At 54.9% G+C, this 25,029-nt stretch carries 23 protein-coding genes; 10 read left to right on the forward strand and 13 right to left on the reverse strand.

The window, feature by feature from the left end:
- Nucleotides 1-91: 91 nt before the first annotated feature.
- Nucleotides 92-292 (forward strand): hypothetical protein, encoded by a 201-nt coding sequence (locus L1047_RS15345; protein ID WP_235279872.1) that lies wholly within the window; start codon nt 92-94, stop codon nt 290-292.
- Here L1047_RS15345 and L1047_RS15350 read toward each other — a convergent pair.
- Both L1047_RS15350 and L1047_RS15355 read right to left on the reverse strand, forming a co-directional pair.
- Entirely contained in the window at nt 258-1,076 is an 819-nt protein-coding gene (locus tag L1047_RS15350; RefSeq protein ID WP_235279873.1) for an MOSC domain-containing protein, read from the reverse strand. The two genes, L1047_RS15345 and L1047_RS15350, sit on opposite strands and share 35 nt — an antisense overlap.
- 33 nt (nt 1,077-1,109) lie before the next feature.
- Nucleotides 1,110-1,625 (reverse strand): bifunctional nuclease family protein, encoded by a 516-nt coding sequence (locus tag L1047_RS15355; protein WP_235279874.1) that lies wholly within the window; start codon nt 1,623-1,625, stop codon nt 1,110-1,112.
- On the opposite strand from L1047_RS15355, the gene L1047_RS15360 reads away from it, so the two are divergent.
- Complete coding sequence (locus L1047_RS15360; protein WP_235279875.1) at nt 1,611-2,465, forward strand: cobalt-precorrin-6A reductase; 855 nt, start codon at nt 1,611-1,613, stop codon at nt 2,463-2,465. The genes L1047_RS15355 and L1047_RS15360 overlap by 15 nt on opposite strands.
- Nucleotides 2,466-2,625: 160 nt before the next feature.
- Here the strand turns inward: L1047_RS15360 and L1047_RS15365 are convergent, their stop codons facing one another.
- Nucleotides 2,626-3,336 (reverse strand): hypothetical protein, encoded by a 711-nt coding sequence (locus tag L1047_RS15365; RefSeq protein ID WP_235279876.1) that lies wholly within the window; start codon nt 3,334-3,336, stop codon nt 2,626-2,628.
- Nucleotides 3,337-3,514: 178 nt separating this feature from the next.
- On the opposite strand from L1047_RS15365, the gene L1047_RS15370 reads away from it, so the two are divergent.
- The 3 genes from L1047_RS15370 to L1047_RS15380 all read left to right on the forward strand — a co-directional run bounded on the left by L1047_RS15370 (nt 3,515) and on the right by L1047_RS15380 (nt 6,767).
- Nucleotides 3,515-4,867, forward strand: coding sequence for an extracellular solute-binding protein (locus L1047_RS15370; protein WP_235279877.1), 1,353 nt, complete (start codon nt 3,515-3,517; stop codon nt 4,865-4,867).
- A 134-nt stretch (nt 4,868-5,001) separates the two neighbouring features.
- Complete coding sequence (locus L1047_RS15375; RefSeq protein ID WP_235279878.1) at nt 5,002-6,204, forward strand: carbohydrate ABC transporter permease; 1,203 nt, start codon at nt 5,002-5,004, stop codon at nt 6,202-6,204.
- Between the two features lie 53 nt (nt 6,205-6,257).
- Nucleotides 6,258-6,767: a pentapeptide repeat-containing protein gene (locus tag L1047_RS15380; protein WP_235279879.1), complete on the forward strand. Its 510-nt coding sequence runs from the start codon at nt 6,258-6,260 to the stop codon at nt 6,765-6,767.
- Nucleotides 6,768-6,777: 10 nt separating this feature from the next.
- Here the strand turns inward: L1047_RS15380 and L1047_RS15385 are convergent, their stop codons facing one another.
- The 3 genes from L1047_RS15385 to L1047_RS15395 all read right to left on the reverse strand — a co-directional run bounded on the left by L1047_RS15385 (nt 6,778) and on the right by L1047_RS15395 (nt 10,610).
- A complete protein-coding gene (locus tag L1047_RS15385; RefSeq protein ID WP_235279880.1) occupies nt 6,778-7,557 on the reverse strand; it encodes an SAM hydrolase/SAM-dependent halogenase family protein in 780 nt (259 codons plus the stop codon).
- A 115-nt stretch (nt 7,558-7,672) separates the two neighbouring features.
- A complete protein-coding gene (gene argZ / locus L1047_RS15390) occupies nt 7,673-9,784 on the reverse strand; it encodes a bifunctional arginine dihydrolase/ornithine cyclodeaminase (RefSeq protein WP_235279881.1) in 2,112 nt (703 codons plus the stop codon).
- A 76-nt stretch (nt 9,785-9,860) separates the two neighbouring features.
- Entirely contained in the window at nt 9,861-10,610 is a 750-nt protein-coding gene (locus L1047_RS15395; RefSeq protein ID WP_235279882.1) for a response regulator transcription factor, read from the reverse strand.
- A 355-nt stretch (nt 10,611-10,965) separates the two neighbouring features.
- Here L1047_RS15395 and L1047_RS15400 point away from each other — a divergent pair, with 355 nt between their 5' ends.
- Nucleotides 10,966-11,421, forward strand: a complete 456-nt coding sequence (locus L1047_RS15400; RefSeq protein ID WP_235279883.1) for a hypothetical protein — start codon at nt 10,966-10,968, stop codon at nt 11,419-11,421.
- 80 nt (nt 11,422-11,501) lie between these two features.
- Here the strand turns inward: L1047_RS15400 and L1047_RS15405 are convergent, their stop codons facing one another.
- From L1047_RS15405 to L1047_RS15420, 3 genes are all read right to left on the reverse strand, one after another.
- A complete protein-coding gene (locus L1047_RS15405) occupies nt 11,502-14,261 on the reverse strand; it encodes a tetratricopeptide repeat protein (RefSeq protein ID WP_443081734.1) in 2,760 nt (919 codons plus the stop codon).
- A 249-nt stretch (nt 14,262-14,510) separates the two neighbouring features.
- Nucleotides 14,511-16,235 carry a DUF11 domain-containing protein gene (locus tag L1047_RS15415; protein ID WP_235279886.1) on the reverse strand — a complete coding sequence of 575 codons (1,725 nt, stop codon included), beginning with the start codon at nt 16,233-16,235 and terminating at the stop codon, nt 14,511-14,513.
- 379 nt (nt 16,236-16,614) lie between these two features.
- Nucleotides 16,615-16,875 (reverse strand): hypothetical protein, encoded by a 261-nt coding sequence (locus L1047_RS15420; RefSeq protein WP_235279887.1) that lies wholly within the window; start codon nt 16,873-16,875, stop codon nt 16,615-16,617.
- A 227-nt stretch (nt 16,876-17,102) separates the two neighbouring features.
- Here L1047_RS15420 and L1047_RS15425 point away from each other — a divergent pair, with 227 nt between their 5' ends.
- Complete coding sequence (locus L1047_RS15425) at nt 17,103-18,776, forward strand: hypothetical protein (protein WP_235279888.1); 1,674 nt, start codon at nt 17,103-17,105, stop codon at nt 18,774-18,776.
- Here L1047_RS15425 and L1047_RS15430 read toward each other — a convergent pair.
- The 4 genes from L1047_RS15430 to L1047_RS15445 form a co-directional block, all read right to left on the reverse strand.
- Nucleotides 18,770-19,990: a glycosyltransferase gene (locus L1047_RS15430; protein ID WP_235279890.1), complete on the reverse strand. Its 1,221-nt coding sequence runs from the start codon at nt 19,988-19,990 to the stop codon at nt 18,770-18,772. The two genes, L1047_RS15425 and L1047_RS15430, sit on opposite strands and share 7 nt — an antisense overlap.
- Nucleotides 19,991-20,021: 31 nt before the next feature.
- Nucleotides 20,022-20,435, reverse strand: a complete 414-nt coding sequence (locus tag L1047_RS15435) for a PH domain-containing protein (RefSeq protein WP_235279892.1) — start codon at nt 20,433-20,435, stop codon at nt 20,022-20,024.
- A gap of 68 nt (nt 20,436-20,503) precedes the next feature.
- Complete coding sequence (locus tag L1047_RS15440) at nt 20,504-21,064, reverse strand: hypothetical protein (RefSeq protein WP_235279894.1); 561 nt, start codon at nt 21,062-21,064, stop codon at nt 20,504-20,506.
- A gap of 124 nt (nt 21,065-21,188) precedes the next feature.
- Nucleotides 21,189-21,626 carry a hypothetical protein gene (locus L1047_RS15445; RefSeq protein WP_235279896.1) on the reverse strand — a complete coding sequence of 146 codons (438 nt, stop codon included), beginning with the start codon at nt 21,624-21,626 and terminating at the stop codon, nt 21,189-21,191.
- A gap of 227 nt (nt 21,627-21,853) precedes the next feature.
- On the opposite strand from L1047_RS15445, the gene L1047_RS15450 reads away from it, so the two are divergent.
- The 3 genes from L1047_RS15450 to L1047_RS15460 are packed head-to-tail and all read left to right on the forward strand — an operon-like array spanning nt 21,854 to nt 24,992.
- Nucleotides 21,854-22,375: an adenine phosphoribosyltransferase gene (locus L1047_RS15450; RefSeq protein WP_235279897.1), complete on the forward strand. Its 522-nt coding sequence runs from the start codon at nt 21,854-21,856 to the stop codon at nt 22,373-22,375.
- A 29-nt stretch (nt 22,376-22,404) separates the two neighbouring features.
- Entirely contained in the window at nt 22,405-22,602 is a 198-nt protein-coding gene (locus L1047_RS15455) for a hypothetical protein (protein ID WP_235279899.1), read from the forward strand.
- Nucleotides 22,602-24,992 carry an endonuclease MutS2 gene (locus L1047_RS15460; RefSeq protein WP_235279901.1) on the forward strand — a complete coding sequence of 797 codons (2,391 nt, stop codon included), beginning with the start codon at nt 22,602-22,604 and terminating at the stop codon, nt 24,990-24,992. Before L1047_RS15455 ends, L1047_RS15460 begins: the two co-directional genes overlap by 1 nt.
- The last annotated feature ends 37 nt before the right edge of the window (nt 24,993-25,029 follow it).

The raw sequence follows: 25,029 nt of genomic DNA on the forward strand, positions 1-25,029 counted from the left end.
CGCGGGATGGGGCATAGCCTGTACAGAAGGGGAAAGATTCCTGCCCAGACAGCGGCACTTTTACCCATCCATATTTTGGAGTGTCAGGGGTATGGTTAGGGTCTGTCAAGGATTGGGGGTGGTGGGGGTGTTGCTCGGATCCCTGGCGCTATGGGAGTTGGGGGGATTGGCTCAAGGAGGGGCGGTGGACTGTCCACTTCAGATCCGGTCTGCTGCAGAATTGGCGAATCTGTCTTGGGGGGTGAAAGACCAGGCTGCTAGGGGCTTCGACTCAGCTCGGGATAAGCACTGAGGGGTTCAACGCCGATTATTTCGACGGGATCCCCAATTTTTAGCCCTTTGCCCGCCTCTGTTCTCGGGATCCAGGTATTCAGCCCGAGGCGATAAAAGTGATCAAAACGGCTAAGTTCAGCCCACTTGGGCAAGGTTTTCTGCCGCTGAGTGATGAAGTGCTTTTGAAAGCCGAGATAGGAAGCGCCCGTGATCGGATCGCGGGTGGGCACCACACAGCGGGCACAGGGGTTGATACCCAACAGCTCCACCTCACCGATGCGAAAGCGCACCACCTGATCCGCCTGGGCAAAGAGGTGATCTTCCCAAAAGGGCAGACATTCGGACACCTCAATATTCATGCGAAACCGCTGCCGCAGTTCCTCGGAGGCAAGTCCGGGGAACCAGTTGGCCACTGCTTCCAGGGTGGGAGTGCTGATCAGGGTGGGTCCACTGGCGTAAGGATCATCCGGAAAACCCGTAATGGGATCCTCTAGAATCTGCACCGGAAAACCCAACCAGTTGCTCAGCCAAGTTTGCAGAGGATCCCGCTCCTGTTGCAGATCAAACTGCGCCGCCTGTCCATTCCCCCACAACTGTACCAACCGCAGCCCCGGATCAAATTGGGCTCGCAAGCGATGGAGTTGCGGGTGGCGTTTGCCGTGGACTCGTTTCCCTTGAGCATCCACTAGGGCATAGCGCCGATCCCCCACAAGAGCACCCAATGGCGTCAGGCTCACCTCCGGCAACGATACCCCATCTAAGGACTTGATCGGGTAGATGATTAACTCAGCAACATCGGGCATGATCTGGTTGACCCAATCGGGATCCCCTTTGCTTCAGCCATCAGCTTCGGTGGGGTAGTCGGTGAAGGGTTGGCTGCGGATGAAATCCTTGGGGCTGACATTTTCTACAAACTTGCGAAATGCTTCTCGTTCCTCTTCGTCGGCATCTTGGTTCATGGGAATGGAGGCTTCCGCGATCACCTCTTCGACCGTCCAGATGGGGACATGAGCCCGCAGGGCAATGGCAATGGCATCGCTGGGACGGCAATCAATCTCTTGTTTTTTCTCGCCGCTTAGAGTAGTGAGCACCGCATAAAACGTGTTGTCCAGCAGGGCGTGAATAACCACTCGCTCTAGGGTAATCCCCCAAGTCTCCCAAGAGTTGAGCAGTAGATCGTGGGTCATGGGGCGGAGGGGCTTTTGGTCATCTAGGGCTTGCAAAATGGCATTAGCTTCAGCTTTACCCACCCAAATGGGCAGAGCACGACGCTCACTGCTGTCGCGCAGGATGACAATGGGGTTCTGGTTGACGGCATCGACTGCGATCCCAGCCACATGCATCTCGATCATGAGCAATTGCCTCCAGCCATTAGCCTGATCGTATCTACGGGTGTCAAAGTTTGGCAACACACCATGCATCTACTCCGTAGCCCGACTTCGGTAGCAGTGCTCGGCGGTACGAGCGAAAGCCGCAGCCTGACCCAAGCCCTCAGCCAACAAGGGATCCCTTGGCTCGTGACAGCTACCACGGCAGGCGCAAGAGAACTGTATCAGGATTTGCCGGGTCAGGTGATCATCACCCGATTTTCGCCGCAGTCTTTGGGGCAATTTCTTCGAGAACACGGGATCCGGGTGGTGGTGGATGCCTCTCACCCTTTTGCCCAGGAGATCTCGCAACAGGCCATTCAGGTGACAGCTCAACTGGGGATCCCCTACCTGCGCTACGAACGCCCACCTGTTGAATTGGATCCCTGGGTACAGGTGGTGCCGGACTGGCAGGGGGTACTGACAGATGCGGTGCTGGTGGGGCGGCGGGTGCTGCTACTGGTGGGGGTGAAGGCTTTGCCGCTGTTTTTGCCCTGGCGGGATCGCTGCCAACTGTGGGCGCGCGTCTTGCCAGAATCGGTATCCCGAGCTGTTCAAGCTGGGATCCCTGTCGAACGGGTGATCGGGATGCGCTTGCCCCTCAGTTTTGAGCAAGAATTACAGCTTTGGCAGCAGTTACCCATCGAAGTGGCGATCAGCAAGGCTTCTGGAGAAGCCGGCGGGCTGAGGATCAAACAAGCGGTGGCCAAAACCCTCGGGATCCCGTTGTGGGTGATCCAGCGGCCCCCTCTGGACTATCCCTGGTGCAGTGAGGATCTGGCAGAGGTGATCCAGGAATGTCAAAGGTTGCTGAGGGATGCCTAATGTGAGGTCTACAGCTTCTGTTACAGCTCATATGGGCCAATCTCTTGCCTGACGGAGATTTTGGGCAGCCTAAGAACCGCTGTGAAGTTGGGGAAAGCTGTATCCAATAGCATAGTGGGTTGCCCCACTAGCGCATTTCTGCCGTCCGCACGGGGATCCCTTACAGACTGGGGCTAGCTGTAGTGGTGCGGCGGATCGGTTGCCCATTCAGAGTATTCCCTTCTACCGTTTTCACCCAGCCTTGCCCCGGCACGAATTGATACTGCACATCCGTATCAGAGCCCCCGAGCAGCTCCCCTTCGCCATTGAACACACGGGTTTTCAGCCGCCTTTGTCCTGGCCCGGTTGGTGTGCCACTAGACTCAGTGGTCAAGCTCTGGCCGCGAGCGTTATGGAGTTGCCCGGTACGCTGCCAGCCCTCTCCTGGTTGACCTTTGATAATAGCCGAGCTGCTGCCCACAGTTTCCCCTGCCGCATTTTGCACCGTGGTGTTGCCCTGTCGTTGCCAACCCTCGTCGGTGCGGATGGTGGTGTGCTGATGGTTTATGTGCCAGTTCTGACCTTGCTCGGTGGTGATTTGGCCGGCATATTCCCCTTCCACCCCCTGACCTGGAATAAATTGCCGCGATCCCTGACCCGAATAAGTACCACTGCCGGATCCCCCATTTGACCCAGTGCGGGTGTAGCTGCCGGAATGGGAGAAGGAGCCGGGGCCTGTGGAGGTGCGCTCGCCGCTAATATTCAGGGATCCAGCCGGTTGTGTGGTGGTGATGCGGGTGCGCTGACGGGGTTGAGCCCGGGCAGAGGAAGCAAGACTCAGCACCATCAAGAGGGCAGCAACCAGCAATAGACGGAAGTTAGCATTTTTCATTTTTTAGAGTCTCCCCGGATGGCCGTAAACAATTCCCCATCTTCTACTCCATCAGACTTGGACTCCACCCCGAAGGTTCAATCAATACGTCGGCACGGGATTCCAGAGTTATAACCTGCTCTTAATGTTGCTGCTGTAGCCTCAGACTTGGCTTTAATTTACCCGAATGCATTTTTCTATGAATACCCGCCGTACCTTCTTGGCTGTTGCAGCTGGCTTAGTGGCCGCCTCTGGGGCTGCTTTCTGGGCTGCCGACAGCTTTGCTCAGTCCCCTGCCGATGTAAAAGTTTGGATTGCCTTCACCGACAATCGTCTTGATTGGGCCCGCGAAAAAGCGGCTGAATTTAACAAACAGTTTCCCCAGTACAACGTTACGGTTGAAGGCTACGGCAACTACGAAGAAATTCAGCAAGCTACCGACCTAGCGATCCAACAGAATGCAGCTCCTTCTGTGGTGCAATGGTTTGAGGTGGGCACTCAACGGGCGCGCGATTTTGGCTATTTCAAGTCCATTGCCGATGCTTTGGGCGAACGCACGGAAGTGAACGGGATCCCGGTGAATTTCGATGACTTCATTCAGCCGGTGGTGAGCTATTACACCCTGGAAGGGGAGTTCACCTCCATGCCCTGGAACAGCTCCAGCCCTATCCTCTACTCCAACACCGGCATTCTGGAAAAAGCTGGCATCGATACGCCACCTGCCACTTGGCAAGAAGTGGAAGCTGCCTGTGAAAAAATCATGGCTCTTCCGGATGCCCCGCAAGGCTGCATCACCTGGCCCAACCATGGTTGGTTCTACGAGCAGTGGATGGCCCAACAAAATGCTGTCCTCGCCAACAATGAGAATGGCCGAGCTGCTCGCGCCACTGAGCTTTTCCTCGATTCTGAGCCTTCTGTCGCTATTGCCTCTTGGTGGCAGAGCATGGAAGACAAAGGCTACTACGTCTACAGCGGTCGGCAACGGGATTGGGCCGCCACCGAGCAAGCGATTCAAACCGGCACCGTCGCCATGGCGATCACCAGCAGTGCTGACGCCGCCAACATCACCAACGCCGCCAAAGAAAACAACATTGATATCGTCACCACCCGCATGCCCTACAACGCCGAAACCGGCTGGACAGGCAACCTGATTGGGGGAGCGAGCCTTTGGCTGGTGAAGGATCTCCCTACGGAGGTGGAAGATGGGGCGCTGTCCTTCATGCTGTGGCTGAACAACACCGAAAACGCTGCCGAGTGGCACCAGGTGACTGGTTACTTGCCGATTCGGGAAAGCTCGGTGGAATTGCTGGAGTCTCAAGGCTGGTTTGAAGAAAACCCCAACTTCTACACTGCTAGTGACCAAATCAACAACTCCACCGTAACCACCGCTACCCGTGGTGCCCTACTGGGATCCTTCCCCCAAACCCGCGATGTGATCACCCAAACCATGGAAAATCTGATGCTCCAGGGTGGGGATCCGGCCCAAGCCATGGCCCAAGCCAACCAGCAGGCCAATCAACTGCTGGCAGAGTACAACTCCCTCTACAACTAACCTGAGAGGGCTACTTTTGGGTTATTGAATCCAGGTATGGGGGTGGGTGGTGGCCTGCCCCTTTCTTGGTTTTTGTCATCCTAGGTTGTGGGCCACATCAGAGAAAGACTTGAGAAGAACTAAGGGAGAAAGCCATGTTGGGGCTCATCCAAATACTGGTGCCGCTGTTGGCGGGGTTGATTGGGGCCGTTTGGGTAGGATCCCGTTTTCGGCTCATGCAGCGCTCCGGAATGGTAGGGGCTATTTTGGGGGGTCTGGCGGGGGGCTTGGGATCCCTGATTTTCATGGCACCGCTAGATTTTTGTACCTTTGAGCCGGAACGCAACCTGATCGATGCGGTGTTTGGGGTGGGGTTGGTGCTGGTGGGGATGGCCATCCCGCTAGGGCCGCTGCTGGGGTGGACACGACAGGCATATCACCGCCACCTGGGCATGAAGAACACAGTCCCCCAGCAAAAGGGCATTTTTAAGCAGTGGTGGCTGGCCTGGTTATTTCTGCTGCCCACCCTCACCATTTTGGTGCTGTTTCTGTATTACCCGGGGCTAGATACCTTCCGCCTCTCCACGCTTCTCACCTTTGTGGGGGCACCGCGTACCCGCTTTGTCTGTGTGGATAATTTCACCGGCCTGCTGACGGATTCCACCTATCTGCGCAGTATTGGTATTACCTTCGCCATTTCTGCTGCCATTATTATCTTCGGTTTGGCGGGATCCCTTTTGATTGCTACGCTGGCTTATCAGCCCATTCGAGGAGCCGCGATTTATCGCATTCTGTTGATCTGGCCCTACGCCATTTCTCCGGCGGTGGCTGGGATCATCTTTTTTATTATGTTTAACCCCTTGGGGGGAGTAGCTAACTATTTGCTGGGGTTGGTGGGGATCCCGCGCTTAAATTGGCTGAGTGACCCCAATTTAGCTCCTTGGGTAGTAATTTTTGCCAGTATCTGGAAGCAGATGGGCTACAATATTTTGTTTTACATTGCTGGATTACAAAACTTGCCCAAGGATCTACAAGAAGCAGCTGCCATCGATGGGGCAGGGGCCTTTCGCCGCTTTCTGGCAATTACCGTACCTTTGTTATCTCCGATCACCTTTTTCTTGGTGATCACCAATATGACCTATGCTTTCTTTGATATTTTTGGCACCATTGATCTGCTCACTGCCGGTGGCCCTTCGGGATCCACGTCGGTGTTGATCTATGAGATTTACAAGATCGGGGTATCTTCGGGTAATCTGGGCAAAGCAGCGGCCCAATCGATTGTGCTGTTTTTGATGGTGGTGGGTCTTACCCTGATTCAATTCCGCACCACAGAGCGCAATGTCACCTATGGGGGATAAACCCTCGACAAAGCACCCCTTTTAGAATGGGGAATGCTACTCAGGGATTCCGAATGAACCTCACCACAAGACCGACTCCCTTGCTGCAAGGGCTATGGGCAGGGTTGCTGCTAGCCCTCCTGCTCTGGCTAGGGGGATCCCCGGCTTGGAGCCAAACTCGTCTCAACCTCAGCAATGCCAATTTGCAAGGGCAGGATTTTTCTGGCCAGGACTTGCGGGGCAGTAGTTTTGTCAGCGCCAATCTACACGGGGTGGATCTGCACGGTGCCAATTTGTCGGGGGTGGCCTTAACCAAAGCAGACCTAACGGAGGCCAACCTATCGGATGTGGATCTGAGCAATGCCTTGCTGGATCTGGCCAATTTGGCAGGAGCCGATCTGCGGGGAGCCAACCTCAGCGGCACGATCACCGCCCGTGCGGTTTGGCAGGGGGCGGATATCACAGGGGCGGATTTCAGCGAAGCCTATGTGGATCGGGCGGCGCAGCGGCAGTTGTGTGAACGGGCCAGTGGATCCCATCCGGTCACCGGCGTGGATACCCGTGAGAGTTTGGGCTGCCGGTGAAGAACCTAGCTCAAATCCATTCCACCCAGATCTCGTCTGCTACATTCAGGCCCAAAGTCTGGCTGGCATTGCCTTGATTTTGGGCGATCTCTAGCCAACCGGAGCTACCCACCACGGCCATCAGTTCTCCCACAGAGCCACTGGCAAAGGTAGGAGCAGCAGGGATCCGGGTTCCTTTGGCCCAAACACTCCAGCTACGTCCCTTCAAGAGCTGCTCGGGCAAGGTGCTAATGCAGTTACCAAAGTGATCGACGGCTTGGATCACAGCTTGGTATCCGCCCGGAAGGAGCTTGGGTTCCGGCCAGTCCAGCCTCGTCAATTCCGCCGGGTTGAGGGGATCCCCCAGTTCCGACAAAGGGATCCCGTTGGCCAAGTGGGCAGCGGCTGGGGCAAAAATATCCCGCCCGTGAAAGGTGCGGCTGGGCTCAGGGGTGCGCCAGTAGCAGGAGTTGTTGAGCTCAATAGCTCTGAGAGCGGGGAAGTGAGCCAAAATGCCGCCGAAGAGGCCATTATCGGGGCCAACCAGATAGCCCTGTGCTGTTTGCAGGGCAATGCCACGCCGCGCACTTCCCACCCCCGGATCCACCACCGCCAACTGAATGGTTCCTTGCGGCAGGTAAGGATAGGCCGTCATCAGAGCAAAGCGAGCCGCCGCCACATCCTGGGGTGGGATCCCATGGGTGAGATCGATCAGCCGAACCTGGGGGGCAATGGCGTAGATCACCCCTTTCATGATGCCGACATAGGGATCCCGAAGGCCAAAATCCGTCAGTAAGCTAATCCATGCCATATAGGTTGATGCGGGCGATGGCATCTCAAGTGGCCTCTCTCGGATCCCTTACCGATACCGATCGAGCGAGCTTGACATCCTCTCCCCGCGAATCGAGGAAATGGGCTACTACAGGCTACTGCCGAGAGGCCAGAGCCAGTTCAGGACGCTTGTACACCTGCCCCAAGCGACTCAACTGCTGCACCAGCAAGCTCAAGAACAAGCCCACATCCGTCACGATCCCCACCGATTCCAAAGATCCCCGATCCGCAAGCTTGGTTACCACCGCCGGGTTGATATCTACACAGATCAGCTTCACCCCCGCCGGAGTCATATTCCCGGCCCCAATCGAGTGCAACATGCTGGAGAGCATCAGCACCATATCTGCTCCCTGGATCAGGCGGGCATAGTCCTGCTGCGCTTTTACCAGATCCATCTCCGTATCCGGCAGCGGCCCATCATCCCGAATCGACCCTGCCAGGGAAAAGGGCACTTGAGCACGAATGCACTCATAAAACACGCCTCCGGTAATTGCCCCTGCTTCCACTGCTGCCTGGATATTGCCGTGCTTGCGGATGAGGTTGATGGTTTTCAGGTGATGCTTGTGGCCCCCCTTGACGGCATTGCCCCGCACCAGATCCACCCCTAGTGAGGTGCCATACAGGTTTTGCTCTAGGTCGTGTACGGCAATGGCATTGCCGCCCAAGAGCGCCTGCACATAACCCTCCCGAATCAGGCTGGCCAAATGGGATCCCCCGCCTGTATGAATCACCACCGGCCCCGCCACCACCACCGTTTTGCCACCCCGCTCTTTGATTTGGCGCAGTTCCCAGGCAATCTGTTCCACCAGGATTTCCACCCGTCGCTCGCTGGATACCCCGGATCCCATGAAGGTAAATTCCTGGGATCCCCGTTCTTTGCTAGCTTGGCGCAGGGTACGGATCCCTTCCACCCCCGAGACCACCGCATCCCCCACCTGCAAATCTCGGATCAGCGTGCAGTAAGCTTCGGATCCTCTCACCACGATCACCCCATCCATGCGCTGCCGTCGCACCGGAATCCACTCACCAGCCACCCGCACTTCAGTGGGATAGATGGTGGTGACATAAAAGTCATCCGGAGCCACCCCAGCTTTCTGTACCTGCTCTAGGCGGGCATTCTGATGACTTTGCTCCGGCAACTGAGCTCCCCGCTCGATCAAGGCACTGAGGATGGTATCGAGCATTTCCTCGGTAGGAGCAGAAACCGATAACTCCACAGTTGAAGTGCTTTGCCGGGTTTCCCCCAGATGGAACTTGAGGATCTGGAAGCTGCCGCCATTTTCCACGATGCAATCGATGGCGTTGGTGAGCAGAGCGCTATCCACCAAATGCCCCTGGAGGGTTACGGTTCGGCTCAATACGGTAGCAACCGGATCTGTCTGGGGGGCAACGGCTTCGTTGAGGCGCAGCGTCAAACATTTGGCTGCCCCACCCGCCTTTAAAAATTCCGTCAGCTCCGTCTGCACCACCGAAAACCCCCGCTCCTGCAGCGTGGCCTCCAGCTCTGGGCTGACTCGATTCACCAGAATCGTGCCATTTACATCCACGGCATTACAAGCAAAGTGGATGGCATCCGCCTCTTGGATAGGGATCCGTTTTTCGGGGGGCACCCGCATCTCGATCAAGCGGTTGGAGTAAGCATCAAAAGCCGCCGGATAGTAGAGCAAATATCCTTCCGAAAGCGGGCAAAAGCAGGTGTCCAGGTGATAGAACCTCTCATCCACCAGCCGCAGAGACAGGACTTCAATTTCCAGCCATTTGGCCAGGTATGGGTGAGATTCCAGCATGGAGCGGAAGCCATAGCCCGCCCACAGCCAGCGCCCCGCTCGATCCAACAAGGCATCGCCCGCCCCCTCAAAAGCCAGTGCCGGCGGCAATTCGTAGACCCTGTACCCCTGCCCCTCAAACCAAGCCTTGAAATAGGGTTGTTCCCCCTGCCGTTCCGGGTGATAAAAGCGGCTCAGCACCACGGTAGATCCGAGAATTAAGCCCGCATTGGCGGTAAAGACCATATCCGGCCACCCCTGAACGGGATCCACCAATTGAACTTTGGCCCGCTGTGAGAGTTGTTGGTACAAAGCCTGCCACTGCTGCACCGCCCGTTCCCGCGAGGATCGATGCACATTCCCCACCATCCAGGGGTTGATCACATAGTCCACCTCGTAATGATCGGGTGGGCACATCAAATACTGAATTAGACTAGACATAAAGACCAACTATCCCAGTGATCCGCAGCAGGGCATCCCCTAGATTAGCAGTTGATGTCGGCAGCGTCCTCAGCGGTTAGAGGCTCTCTTTGACCAGTTCCGGCTCCGGCTGACCTGGGTCGGCAATATTGGGCAGTTCCAGGCAGTACCCCGCCCCATAAACCGTTTTGATGTATTGCGGATGGCGAGGATCTGGCTCCAGCTTGGTACGCAGGTGGCGGATGTGGACGCGAATGGTTTCGATGTCATCGTCCGGTTCGTAGCCCCACACCTCCTGCAAAATCTCGCTGGGAGAAACCGTCTGGCCGTGGCGCTGCATCAAGCAATGGAGCAGATCAAACTCCAAGTGGGTGAGCTTAATGGTTTTGCCGAACCACAACACCTCGAAGCGCTCTGGCACCAGGGTGAGTGGCCCGTAGCTGAGGATTTCGCTGTGCTTGGCCGTCTGCGGGATCCGATCCGAGCGGCGTAACAAAGCCCGTACCCGCACCAGCAGCTCTTGTACCTCGAAGGGCTTGGTCAGGTAATCATCTGCGCCAGCATTAAAGCCCTCAATCTTATCTTGGGTTTGCCCAAGGGCAGTGAGCATCAACACCGGGATCTCGCTGGTACGTTCTTCCCGGCGCAAGCGCTGACAAATGGTCAGGCCATCCACTTGGGGCAACATCAGATCAAGGATGATCAGATCGGGGAGCACTTGCAAGGCCATCGCCTGTCCGCGTACCCCATCGCTAGCCTTCACCACTTCGTAGCCCGCCAACTCCAGGTTGATGCGCAGGATATCTAGAATAGAAGGGTCATCTTCAATGACGAGTATGCGAGCCATAGGTCAGATTGCAGCCCAAACTGCGGATAAAGCGTTTTGTTAAATATCCTGACAAGAAGTCCAAAGCTTTACGACTCAAAGTTTACTTAATTTTACCCCTATTGCAAATCTCCTGCCGAAAAGGCCGAGATCCAGGGAGCTTTTGTGTTGGCCTATACCCAGATTTTCCTCTCCCAAAGAGGGTTATGGCAGTAAGGCCACTGTTTTTCTTGCGGTTTACACGACTTGCAGGTGGGTTTGCTTCTGATCTGGAGGTCTTGTCCATTCACCCTGAGTCAGGGTGCTCTGACTCAGGCTTGGGCTTGGCTAAGATCATAGGAGGATCATAGGATCATCGCCGTTGCGAGGTTTGTGTATGGCTGCGTCAAGCCAAGTCAAAGCCTATGTGGCCTGCTGGATACAGTTGGGCAAAGCGGTGATGTGCGAGTCTCCTGGCGGCAGTGAGCGCATCCAACCTCAGTCCGTACTCAGCTTGGGATCCCTAAGCCAGGAATTTCACCTCAGTTGGCATCGCGTGAGTCTGGATCCCTGGCATTGTCACCTGGAAGGAACCCATGAGTCTTTGGGGCAGTTACTCAGCCCTGCCTGGGAGATCGGTTCCTGTAGTCGTTGCGGTTTACCCATACCTCTGCCGGCTACCACAGCGACTGCTATCGGGCCTTGTCCCTGCTTTGATCTGAAGGGATGGCCGAATTCAACAACCGTGCCTCCCCGTATACAGGATGAGCAGTTTTTACAAGTGGCTGGGTTGAGATCTATGCATCAGCGCCTCATGGATCGAGACAGAATGCTGGACAAGCAAGATAGATAGGTCGCTCCTAAAGGCTTTGAGAATATGAGTTTCCCTTCGTTCCATCTGGCCCGATCTCTACCCCACTGGTTTTAGCCTCCCTAGGTTGCAGATCTCATCTTTTCAAGTTTCTGTTGTAAATTTTCAAGGCGGGATTGGAAGATCTGTTCAATTTCATTCGCTAGGTTCTGTTGCTCAATAGACAGAACCTCAGGATATTGCCCTGGTGTAGCCTGGAAACGTTGGAGCTGACGATCAAAGTGGTTCCCTGGGTATCGAATGTGCTCTACAGTTTCATTTTCAATCCACGTAAAGAAAAAGAAAGAAGACAACAGTTTTGCAAAGACTTGATCTTCCAAACTATAGGTGAATTGCCTAAATGCCATCTCTTCTGGGAACCCACCGATAAAATCAAAGGCTTCGCGACGAAGGCATAAGTTGATTACACAAGTATTGCTTACGGCTTTTTGCCAGTAGAGATGAAGCTGTTCAGATAGATGAATCCCAGTCTTCACAATCATTGGATAGGGTCGACAAGGCCAATAGGTATCTTGTCCTGTCTGAACAGTCAGAGGTGTATTTAGTGTTTTCCAGCACTGAAGAATATGCTCTTTGAAATAGAGGTCATCATCATCGCAGAAGAATAAGGCCTTAGAACTCGTAGCGTTGGCACCGGTGTTGCGGGCTGCAGCTTGACCACGATTTTCAGAATGTCGAAGAAGTGCAACGTATGACTTTCCTTTCGACCAGTTTTCTAAATGGGAATAAGTATCATCCGTTGAAGCATCGTCGACCAAAATAATTTGGCCGTCTACTTGGCTCGCATAACAATAGTTCTCACGAAAATAATGTAAGCTGGCTTCTATGCTCTTTAGGGTGCGCTCCACGATCGGCCATCCACGTCGGCTGGAGTTAAATATCGGAACCACTACAGCAAAGGAATGAATAATAGGTTCTCTGTTGGGCTTTCGCCCAATCAGGGCAAGGTTTTGACTCCCTTGAAAGATTGCCCTCTGCTCGACGTGATTTGTTAAGGACTGACTGAGTTCCTGGAATAGGCTCTGCCAGTCTCCCATAGAAGGCTGCCTGTAGAGTTGATGGGTTGGGTACCAGGGGCTATCTTTTCGTTCCCTCAGCCAACGCCAATCAGGGCTGTAGGAAAGCAAAAGCCATACGGGCTTACCCAGTGCTCCGGCTAGATGCCCAACAGAAGTATCGACTGTAATGATCAAGTCTAGCTGTTGGATCAGACAGGCCGTATCAGCAAAATCTTGAATGTGAGGGGCCAGATCAAAAACTTCTCCTTCAGGCAATGTCTTCAGCTCTGACTCTTTTGGCCCTTTCTGTAAACTATAAAAACGCACTCCAGGGATCCCTAACAGAGGCTGAAAATGTTCTAACTTTGTAGAACGGAAGCGATCCCCTTTGTGATCCGGGTTGCCTGCCCATACGATTCCTACCTTTAGCACGGGATCCCCTTCAGCAAGCAAAGGATCCAACTCCTCTAGCTTTAATGTTTTGTCTTTAGGAACTTGCAGATAAGGGGTATGGGTAGGGATGGTTTCTAAGGTCGTACCCAAAAGATGGGGAAGACTCAGGAATGGAGCATGAACATCAAATTCTGGTAGAGGTTTGCCCCGAGCGATAAGTTGAGCAATGCCTGGGATCCCCTGGAATAGCTCTACTAAAACCTCTTGGCATTCCACGATTACTCTTCCGCCCATCTCAGCAACTTGGGGTACATAGCGGATGAACTGTATCGTATCTCCCAGTCCTTGTTCTGCATAGAGCAAGATGGTTTTCCCCGTCAGATCAGACCCATCCCAAAGGGGTTGAGCAAAAGTTCGGGGTGGGATCCCTTCTTGCTTCCAGCGCCATTCATATTCCGCAAAGCCTTGCTTGAGATCCCCCGAAGACAATAAGGCTAAAGAGCGGTTCCAAGGGGCGGAAACACAGTTGGGATCGAGAGCAAAAGCCTGTTCAAAACAAGCAATAGCCGGTAAAAGATTGCCTTGGCTGTGGTAAGCAACTCCAAGGACATTGTAGGCATCTGCATAGTCACTCTTAAGAGCAATGGCTCGTCGCAAGTGAGTAATGGCTTCTTCAACACGGTTTAAGCTCCACAGCACTACCCCAGCATTTTGGTGGGCTTGCGGAAACTCAGGCCGCAGGCGAATTGCCTCTTGGTAGTGGTGAAGGGCTTCTTGTAGATTGTTTTGAGCAAACAGAGCCACGGCCAAATTGTTGTGGGCATCCGCATGATTGGGATCTTGGGCAAGAGCAGCCCGGTAGGCGGCGATCACCTCCTCTAGGTTGGTTTTGGCATTGGCATGATCCGGCTTGAGGGTGAGGGCTTTTTGATAGTGTTGGATAGCTACACTCTGCCGACCTTGTTCCCACAGGGCAACCCCCAAGTTGTTCAGGGCATCTACATGACGGCTATTTAGCTTCAGCGCTTGGCGATAGTGGTCTATGGCCGCATCTAGGTCGGATAAACGCCGATAAGCGCTCCCTAAATTGTTGAGGGCATCCGCATAATGGGGCTTCAGCTTCAGCGCTTCCCGATAATGACGAATGGCTTGATCAATTTGGCCAAGATCCTGCAGGGCATTGCCCAGATTGTTGTAGGTCTCTGGTGCTTGGGGCTTAAAGATCAACGAGCGCTGCAAATAGCTAACTGCCTGAGAGGGATCCCCTTGTTGCCGGGCAATCATGCCCAATAGGCAGAGCACGTCGGCATGGTGAGGCTGCACCCGCAAAACCTGCTGCAAGCGTTCTTTGGCCGTTGATAGGTCTCCTGCTTGGTAAGAGCGGATCCCTTCCGTCAGAACAGCCGAAAGGTCTGAAGTTTCATGACTCATTAACCTCGTCGCCCCTTTCACTTGTTATATTCAAATTATATTCAGGACAAAACCTGTGAAGCTTTTGTCTGCCTTCAATTTAGATCTACATGGCTCTTCTGGCTTTATGGGGATACTACTGAGAAGCCATTAGTGCTAAGGGTTAGTGATAGGGTTGCGTTGCACTGTGTCAACTCCTGACAAGGGAAGGAACTTAGAGATGGAAATAAGCTGACTCCAACTACATTGATATCTAGATATCTGAAATATCTAATCAAAGTCTACGGTCGTTGTTAAGGTACTGGTATTGTTGAAAGGATTCACATCTCCAGCTAGGTTTACTGTGACCGTATTCACAAAGGTTCCTGTTGTAGCAAAGGTTCCTGTAACCTCGAAGAAGATGAAATCAAGGGAGCTAAGGGTACCAAAATTACAGGTCAGGATACCTATACCTGTCAAGGTACAGCGAGGATCCGAGACACTGAAAGCTGAGAATTCAGGGGGGAAGGAATCTGTGAGGGTAACCCCTGAGGTGGTGGAAATAGGTTGATTATTAAAGACGGTGAAAGAGTAAGTGTAAAGCCCTGGCTCGACAAATAGCTCGCCAAACTTATTAACACCAACATCTTGCCCAAAGGTGATGGTTGTGAAATCAATATCGGAGACAGAAGTGGTTTGGTCAGAATCTACCGTCACTGTGTTGGTTAATGTAGAAGGCACAGGGAAGTCAGGCTCGCAGCCGTTCCGTGCTTCTGGGGAATCAATCAGCCCAATACATCTATCCACCTCAGAAGGGAAAGGGACAGCAGCAACGATCTGCAGAGTTAGGGTTGCATCAGGAGCGAGTTCTCCGATCGAGCAAACCACTACATCTGGCCCAGAACTACTGAGGGTACAAGCCGAGTCAGAAGCAGAGATAAATTCCAATTCTGGTGGAAGGGTATCTGTAAGAACGACCCCGGTAGCTGTGCCATCTCCAGTATTGGTAACAGTAATCGAATAGGTGAGAGTTCCTGAAAGAGAATTAAAGAACTCAAAGTCGCTGATAGCGTTGATGCCATCTGTTTTGGAGACCGTGAGATCAACGGTCGTCTCAGGGGGCGGCGGTGGCGGCGGTGGCGGCGGTGGCGGCGGTGGTGGCGGTGGCGGTACGGGAGTGGGAGTGGGCAGAGGAAGCTCCTCGAGCTCCGTCTCGATCGTGCCGTTGCGGGTAACAATCCGTAGAAGCCCAGCGTTAGGGCCAGGAAACAGCAACACCTGTAACCGACAGTCTGGAGGCGTTCCGATCACGAGGAAAGACTGAACTGACTGCCCATTGAAGTTAATGGCAGTCGTATCACAGAGATTTTCTCCCTCGATGAGCAATTGCAAGCCGTTTGGCGTAAGACTAGCGGTAATATCGGTGATAGCAGGGGGTGTGGGGCCACTAACCCGATCAATGCGAAAATTACGCTGAACGGTGTAGCTGAATCCTGCTTGATCAAAAAAAGTAATCTTAAGGGTGTAGTTACGCCCTAGAGCTAGGTCGAAGCTCAAATCAGGGCCACCAGGGCTGCAAGAACCTCCGGGCACTGTTGCAGGGGTACATCCAATTTCTGAAGCAGAGAAACTTTGCTGGAACGGAAGACCCAATGCGCGACCAATGGGTTCAGGAACTGTTATTTCAACTTGAAGGGCCAGCTCAGGTTTCAATCCGTTTTCAAAAGCGATTACACTTCTCTGAAAAAGGCGCTGGAAAAGGAGAGTTGTAGGAACAACTCGTGTGCCGTTGGGGAAGCCCGAAACAGCAGCCTCGATACTGGCCTGAGTAGAGGTGGAAAAACTCGAGGGTTTGGGAGGTGTTTGAGTTGGAGAAGGTGTTACGGGGTTAAAAGATGTTGTACTTGTACTATCACCACCGCAGCCGACGAAGGACGAGCTGAGGAGAAAGAGCAGGATCACCAGTGGAATCTGCCTGAACGAGAGCAAAAACTTCAAGAGCACTCGTGTAATCATCACCTAGCCCTCACCCAGCCTAAACGCGTACATCTCTGGATTGAACCACATATTTATTCAAGAAGCAACTGGGCTAGGTCGACTATTTTCACTTCTAGTGTTGCTTGCACAAGGAGTAACCAATGGACGTCACCTCATCCCTAGAGGCATCCGGGCTGTCTCCGGGCTTGTTGGAAGAGGATTAGTAAGGATTACAGAGTTATTTCAGAGTGAAGTTTTTTTGTGTCTATATCTTGTATTCTTGGTATTCTTGCTTTGCAAAAAAGTCTTACAGCCTTTTCCGACTTCACACAGGCCCTTGAGTTAGGCAAAAAACCTAATGGAGCAAGGGATTGACCTGAATCTGCTGTATCAGACAACGCTGGAAAAGGCTGTAATGCTAATCCGTCACCAGCACCCTCTCGGTCACCATGGCACTTTGCCCCAGCCGGTCGAAAGCCCGCAAACTGAGCAGGTAGGATCCGGGCACCAAGCTCAGGGGAGGACGGATGCTGAAACGGGTTGTACAAGAAACTTCACCAGAAATGCAATTTACTTCAGCCGCGGATAGGGTTTGGGCCGCGATGCCTGACCAAGTGACCTGAAAGGCTAGCTCTGCCGGGATCCGCCCCGGTACCGACACCGAAATCCCAAGTTCCAAGAAGCCGTTCCGACTCACTGCAGAAGGGATGTCACTATAATTTGGATCCCGGTTTCATCTGCACACTCAGTCTCACCACCGACGATCTCAGTATAGGAGGGGTGAGCAGTAGCCTTAGCGTCAGTCAGGGAAAAGATTAAAGATTCACCCTATATGTAGTGCCAAGCTGGATATTCACCAAGGCCATCTGCTACAGTGAGGCCCATGACCTGTTGAGCGGCCTGGCTATGGAAGAGGAGTTGAAAGCCTTGCGAGCGCGTGTGCGCAACCTAGAGCGATCCTTGGCGGAATCTGAGGCGTTATCGTTGCAGCAGATTGAGTGTACCCATCGCCTGGAACATCAACTGTTTGAAGCCCAAGCCCAAATCAACGAACGGGATCGAGCCCTGCAAGCGTGTCAGCAGGAACAGTCTCTTTTGGCACAACGGCCCACTCCTGAAGCTTTTCAGCTGCAGCAACAGCATATCGAAGAACTGCAAAACCTGCTGTGGGAAATGGAGCGTCGCCCCACCCTGGAGCATTATCAGATCTTGCAACAACAGCTACAAACCAGCCAAACCGAAATCGAGATGCTCAAGTCCGAGCTACAAAGGCGGGTGGATCCAGCCCGCTTTTACCAGCTACAACAAGAACTTCTGGAGCTGAAACAACACGCCGGCCAGCTCAGTGAGTATGCTGTCAAATTACCGCAAGTGCAGCTTTTGCAAGCCCAAACCCAGCTACGCCTGCAGGAACTAGAAGCGGAAAAAGGGCAATTGCAAGCCCAGATCCAGGAGCTGGCAAGTCGGCCCTCTACCCAAGAGTTGACCGCTCTGCGAGAAGAGCTAGAAGCCAGTCACCGTCAAGCAGAAGCTGAATGGCAACATCTGAAAACCACCTTGGAACACGAAAGAGCACAAATGGAAGCGGATCTCAATACCCACCAACAGCGCATTCGAGAATTGGAGGAACGCCCCACCCTGGATCAATGGGCGCGGTTGCAGTCGGAGCTGGATCGCTTACGCCAACAAGCCTCTTTTGCCAAGGCAGAGCGGACTACTCTACTGGAGGAGTTGCAGCAGAGTCAACAACAGCAGGCGGCGCAAGCTCAGCAGATCGCAACCCTTGCATCGGAGCTTGAGGCTCTACGGCAACATCCATCCCCAGATCTGGCCGCAGCTCATGCGGAACAGTCGGAACGGATTCTGGCCCTAGCGGGTGAACTTCAGACGCTAACTGCCGAACTTGACACCCTGCGAACGGAGCGTGACCAGTTGATCCAGGAACTCGCGCAACGCCCGACGATGGCCCAATGGGAAGAGGTTCGGCACCAGTTGCTGGAACTTCTACAACGCCCGACTCGGGAAAGCTACGAAGAGGCCCAACGGGGTCGGGAAGTGGCCGAGGCCCATCATTTGGTGAGCCAGAAGCAAATCGACAAGTTGCAACAGCAGGTGATGCTTCTCAAGACCGAGTGTGTCCAAGCCCATGCCTATGCGCAAACCCAGGAGAAAGAGGTGGCTTTGCTACAGCAGCTCAAACAGGAGCTAGAAGATCGACTGGCTAATTTAGGTCAGCCAGCGGATCCCTCTGTTTCACCGGCTCCGGAAGCTGTTGAACCCAAATCGGTATCTCGTCTGAGCTGGGATCTGATTCATCCTGAAGAAGTAGCCCCAAAACCAGTGGTCGCGGCGGTGAAATCAACTGTGAGCCAACCCATGACCTGGAGAACCCCTACCGGAACACCCGCCACAGGGATCCCTCCCCTAACTCTGGAGGAGCGAGAAGACCGGGCCGAAAAACTGCTGAAACGCTCTGCTTTGGTGACTGGTGCTGGACAACGGGCTGTGGTGGAAGCGGGTGGCCGTACCTCCCGTAGCCGCATTGAGCTGCCAGCTTTTGTGCAGCGTCGCTCTTACTGAGCCTTCCATTCTTTGGGATCCAACGGTTCTCCAGCCTGAAAACGGGGCCAAGCCCAGCGCAGCAGGGATCCCATTTGGGCATGAAATCGAGCGGGGGCAAATTGTAGGGCATGGGTGCGAATCCGCTCGGGATCCCATTCCTGTCGGTCGGCTTGGCGCAGCCCTTCTACCAAGGCATCGACCCTGGCCTCTGGGATGTGGAGCCCGGTTTGACCATGGATCACCGTCTCTTGGGTGCCACCACGGTTGAGGGCAATGACAGGGCGGCCACAGGCTTGCACCTCCACAGGCACGAGACCAAAATCCTCTACCCAGGGAAACAGAAGCGTGCGGCAGTTCGCGAACAGCTCCTGCAGACGAGCTTGCGGTTGATAGGGCAAAAATTCCACCGCTGGCCCCGCCAACTGCTTGAGCCGAGGCAACTCAGGCCCTTCTCCCACAATCAGCAAGCGGCGGCCCAACTGTTCACAGGCGGCGATGGCCAGATCCACCCGCTTATAGGGCACCAGTCGGCCTGCCACCAGGTCATAGTCGGCGCTGGGATCCGCAACCGGATGGAACCCCTCCAACGGCACCGGCGGATGGATAACGACTGCATCGCGGCGGTAGGTTTTGTAGAGGCGGCGGCGAATGTGCCAGGAGTTGGCGATTAATAAATCTGGGCGCTGGGCAGCCAAAACATCCCATTGGCGCAGCCGGTGTAAAAGCCATTGGCTAACGGCATAAGCCGGTCGGATCCCCGATCCACCGCCGCGCAACCCTCCCCGCTCCAGATACAGCTCCCGATTTTCCCAGAGGTAACGAGTCGGGCTGTGAATATAGCTGAGATGGAGGGTGGAATCCCCCGTCAGGATCCCTTTGGCAAAGGCATGGCTACTGGAGATAACACAGTCATACCCTGAGAAGTCAAAGCTCTCGTAGGCCAGGGGCATCCAGGGCAGAAGGTACTTGAGGCGGGCATGGTAATCTCGGCGTAGCACCCCCAAGCGTTTGGCCCAACTTTGCAAAAAGGAGGTGCAGATCTCCAACTCCTGCCAGGCAGGGGGCATGGTGTGAGCCGAGAAGAGGCTGGTGTAAAGAGGGGCTTGTGGGGCAAAGACTGCCAGCTCCTGCACCACTTTCTCTGAGCCACCCGGCTGGATCAGATACTCATGTACTAGGGCGATGCGCTGCGGCAAACCCGAATCCCTGCTCTTGGGAGCGAAGTGGGTCATGGCGAGGGATCCCCCTGAGAGAGCAGTAGCCTCAGGATTTGACAGGGCGGCGTTTTTTGCCGATCGGGCCACTCACCTGTTTGGCTTTCTCGTCGATACGCTCGTTGATGTAGTCGTAAATCTCTCGGAAACGAGGTAGGGCACGCATCTCTAGGCGGCTACCATCCTTGAGGGTGAGAACCATGTCTCCCCAGGCTCCCAAACCACGGGGAACAGTGACGACCTTGGCAATTTCGCTGTAGATGACATCAGAACGCTCCTTGCCCCCCCACCCTCCGATGACGGTGATGCGGCGACTGGTGATGCGATAGTGCACCCAAAGTTTGCGCACCAAAGCCCCGACAAATAAAGGCAAGCCGACGAGCGTGGCTCCAATGAAGGAGTTCATCACCAGGTCGCCACTATGAGGGCCGCCCTCAAAAAACACATCCTCTTGCACAGCCATGCTGAGCCTTACCCGACTGATCACGATGTTAACGATCTTAAACGTTTTCTCAGTTTTCCCCAACTGTTTCAGGGTTTGATGGGGGGTCGTGGTTGGACCAGCTTCTGAATGGCTCGCACTGAGCAGTAGGTAGCCCAGACCAAGTGACCCAATAACAGCAGCACAACCCCAGCAACCGCCAGTGCCCCGATATTGCCTAACCAGCGCCAGCCTTCCAAACCTGTTAACGCTACCAAGGCCCAGGAGGCGGGGTGTAACATTCCCCCCAAGAGGAGAATTTGCGAAAAGAGATGTCCAGCTGCCAAGCGGGATCCCAGCACCACCAGCGCCAGTCCGCCGCCAATGTTGATCAACCCCATGTTGCCGAGAAAGGCGTAGCAGATGTGCCAGGCATACTTTTGTTTGGGGACTTCCTGCCAAGAGACAAAACGCTGCTCTGCTTCTGGAACAGGTTCTGTCAAGGCTGTCAATTCATCAGCGGGGTAGGCTGGGGTCAGAGGAGCAGAAGCAGGAAGCAACGGCTGAACTTGGCTGAGCAGTAGCCCGAGGGCAATGGCAGCCAAAAGCATCACCAGGCCCGCCCTCACATTCAGCTTGCCAGGGATGATCAGCCTAGGGTGAGTCAACATCGCCGCCCCTTCATACTTAATGATCTCTCAATGATCTAACGATCCGCCTCAGCCTATCCCGTCTCTGCATAAATCCTCCTTCACCTCGCGTTAGCAGGTGAAGGATTCATCCTCTGGAGATCCCCTACTCAATCACCACATTCTTCGGGCCACCATTCACATCCGGGCGCCCCTGATTAAAATTTGCCAGGAACGTATCGGAATCCTTGAGACTGAAGACGAGCTTCTTGCAGGGCAGTTGTAGCCCCACCGGCCCCAATAATGGGATGAACAGCAGTTTTTCTTCCAACAGCGGAATGGCCACCACCCCCTGCGTGCTGGTTACCGGGCCGACGATTCCTTGAAAATCGGTGCGTACCCCCAATCCGTAGTACCAGGGCCAGGGGAACCGCTCCCCTTGCCCCAATTCACTGAGGGAGAACGTTTCGTTGAACAGGCTGCCCGCCCGCACGATCAACTTGTCTTGCAGCAGATCGACATAGGCCGATTCGCCACTCACCCCAAACAAAGAAAGCGGCAAACTGGCTAAAGGATTGGAGTCAATGGCCATGTAATAGCGCATGGGAAGTCTCCGAGGTCAGAAAAAGGATGACCAGGTAAGCTACAGCCTCCCAGCCTTGCCAATTATAAAGAATCCCCCGCTCGGGTTTTGGACGGTGCCGGGCTCTCAGTCTTGAATTTGGGCTGAACTGACCCCGACCCATAGGGATCCCTTCCACCATTCGGGAGTTGAGCAGGTATGATGGGTTGCTTGGAAAGCCCTTTTGTGCAGGTCGGGAGGAGAACAGGATGGATCTGCGATCCCTAATTCGCTTGGTGCCCGATTTCCCCAAACCTGGGATCCTCTTCCGGGATATGACTCCCCTTTTGCAGGATCCGACAGGCTTCCGGGTGGCGATCGAACGCCTAGCTGCTGGCACCGCCAGCATGGGATCCCTCGATTACATTGTCGGTATCGAGTCCCGCGGCTTTATTTTGGGTGCGGCTCTAGCTCAGCATTTGGGCTTGGGGTTTGTCCCCGTCCGCAAACCTGGCAAACTGCCGCCGCCGGTTCTCAGTCAAAGCTACAGCCTCGAGTACGGCCAAGACCAGCTGCAACTGCACGCCCACGCCCTGCGCCCCGGAGAACGGGTGTTGATTGTGGATGATCTGATCGCCACCGGCGGTACCGCGGTTGCCACCGCCGAATTGATCGCCCAAACAGGTGCCGTAGTGGGAGGGTTCGCGTTTTTAATCGAGCTGGCCTTTTTGCCCGGTTGTAAAGCCCTGCCCCAAGGGATCCCAACCCATGTGTTGATGGTGGAAGAATAGGAGTAGATCCCGTTCAAGAGCCTGCCACAATGGATCCAGAGCGCTTCGGATCCCCCATGAGCCTGTCTTCTACCCAACCCCGCCTCAACTCGGAACAGTACCGGCAACTGTTGGTGCGCGATGGCGAACGCCGCTTCCGCGAGTGGCACAATGCCTTCCTCAACTACCAGAAGCAGTTTTTACGTGAAATGAAGCAACTGCGCCCCAGTTCTCCCCTTAGCCGTTAATGCCCACCGCCTTGCACCCCACTCCAGTGGCCTGCGAGCCAGATCCCTCCCTCCGGCAAGAAACCCTGGAACTGCTGGAGTGGCCCCGTCTCTGTCAGCATTTGGCCACTTTTGCCGCCACAACACTGGGCCGCCGCGCCTGTTTAGAACTGGATCCCTGGCTGAGCCGAGCCCAGAGCGAAGAACGCTTGGAGCAAACCGAAGAGGCCATCCGTCTCGATCAAACTCAAGCCGGAGGGCTATCCCTAGAGGGGATCCACGATTTGCTCTCAGCCTTGGAGCGAGCCGAACGGGGTGGCACCCTGTCGGGCGAAGAGCTGATCCAGATCGCCACCACCCTAGGAACGGCCCGCCGGATTCGCCGCCTTATCGATGCCGATGATCATTTGCCGCGCCTGCAAGAATGGGTCAGCACCCTGCGCACCTACCCAGACTTGGAACAGGAGATCTTTCGCTGCCTGGAAGATCACGGTGAAGTGCGAGATAGCGCCAGCCCCAGTTTGGCCGATCTACGCCGCCAACAACGTCAGCAGCGCAGCCACCTTCAAGAACGGTTGCAGCAGTTGATGAATCAATACCCGCAAGCCCTGCAGGATACCCTGATCAGCCAGCGGCAGGGACGGTTTGTACTGATGGTAAAGGCTACCCACCGCGATGTGATCCGAGGCGTAGTTCACGACAGCTCCGCCAGTGGGGCCACCCTTTATGTAGAACCCTATGGGATCGTAGAGCTGGGCAATCGGCTGCGACAAACCCAGGCCCAAGCTCAAGCAGAAGAAGAACGGATCTTGGCGGCCCTGTCTGCTCAGGTGGGATCCGTCGTCTCCGACTTGGAACAGTTACAGGCGCTGATGGTGGGGTTGGATGTGGCCTTAGCCCGTGGCCGCTACAGCTTATGGCTAGAAGGAAATCGTCCCCAGTTTGTCTCTGGGGGGGTGCGATTGCGCCGCGTTCAGCATCCCCTGCTGCTTTGGCAAACCCGTACAGAAGGAAACGAGTCTGCGGTGATCCCGATTGACTTCACCCTGTCTGCACAGGTTCGCACCGTCGTCATCACCGGCCCCAACACTGGCGGCAAAACCGTTGCCCTGAAAACCTTGGGTCTCCTGGTGCTCATGGCCAAGGCAGGGATCTTCTTGCCCGCTCAGGATCCGCCGGAACTGCCTTGGTTCGACTGGGTTTATGCCGATATTGGCGATGAACAATCTCTACAGCAAAGCCTCTCCACCTTTTCTGGGCATATCCGCCGCATCAGCCGCATGGTGCAGGCAATTAATTCCACCTCAGAATCTGCCCTGGTCTTGCTGGATGAAGTGGGGGCAGGTACGGATCCTACAGAAGGGGCCGCTCTGGCTGCCGGCCTCCTGGAATATCTCTCGGAAAAGGCTCTGCTCACTCTGGCCACCACTCACTACGGCGAGCTGAAGGCTCTGAAATATCAACACCCCGGCTTTGAAAATGCCTCGGTGGAGTTTGATGAGACCACCCTCGCTCCCACCTATCGCCTGCTTTGGGGGATCCCGGGCCGCTCCAATGCCCTGACCATTGCCCAACGGCTGCACTTGGATCCTGAGATCCTGGGACGGGCCAAGCAGCGTTTGCAAGGGGAAAGCCAAGTGGATAGGGTGATCGCTGGGCTAGAAGGGCAACGGGCGGAACTGGAAGCCCGCGCCACCCAAGTGGGATCCCTGCACCGAGAGCTGGAAACCCTGCACCGTCAGATGCAGCAACGCAGCCGCCAAATGGCTGAGCGGGAAGCCCAGCTTGAGCAAAAACAAACCCAAGGGATCCAAACCCTTTTAGCTGCTGCCCGAGAAGAAGTGGCCGCTGCCATCCGCAAGCTGCAACAGGGGGATGCCCCCCAGCAAATCACCGCCAAGCTGGATGAAATCCGGGAGCGCTATTCTCCGCCGCCGCCTGTGGAAACAGAATTTGTGCCGGAAATTGGGGATCGGGTGCGCTTGCGGGGTCTGGGGCAAACGGGAGAGGTGATCGCCGTTGAAGAAGATGTGTTCGTGGTGCGCAGCGGCATTTTGAAATTTACAGTGCCGCGTGGACAACTGGATCCCATCGATGAGCATCAGGCCAAACAGCGCCAACGTCCCAAAGCGCCACCTCTAGCCCCCTCTACTTCAGCTCCCCTCAACATTCGCACCCGCCAAAATACCCTCGATCTGCGGGGGAAAACCACAGTCGACGCAGAGGTACTCCTAGAGCAACATTTTGCCCAAGCTCCTCCTGGCCCGGTCTGGATCATTCACGGCCATGGCACGGGTCGCCTACGCGCCGGGGTACAAGCCTATTTGCAGGAGCATCCCCGGGTACAGGGTTTTGCGGCTGCCGAAGCCCAGGATGGGGGTGCGGGGGTGACGGTAGCGCAGTTACGGTGATCTCTACCTGCTGCCTTTTCTGTCCGCTCTGTGAATG

The sequence above is a fragment of the Synechococcus sp. Nb3U1 genome (genome assembly GCF_021533835.1).
Classification (GTDB): Bacteria; Cyanobacteriota; Cyanobacteriia; order Thermostichales; family Thermostichaceae; genus Thermostichus.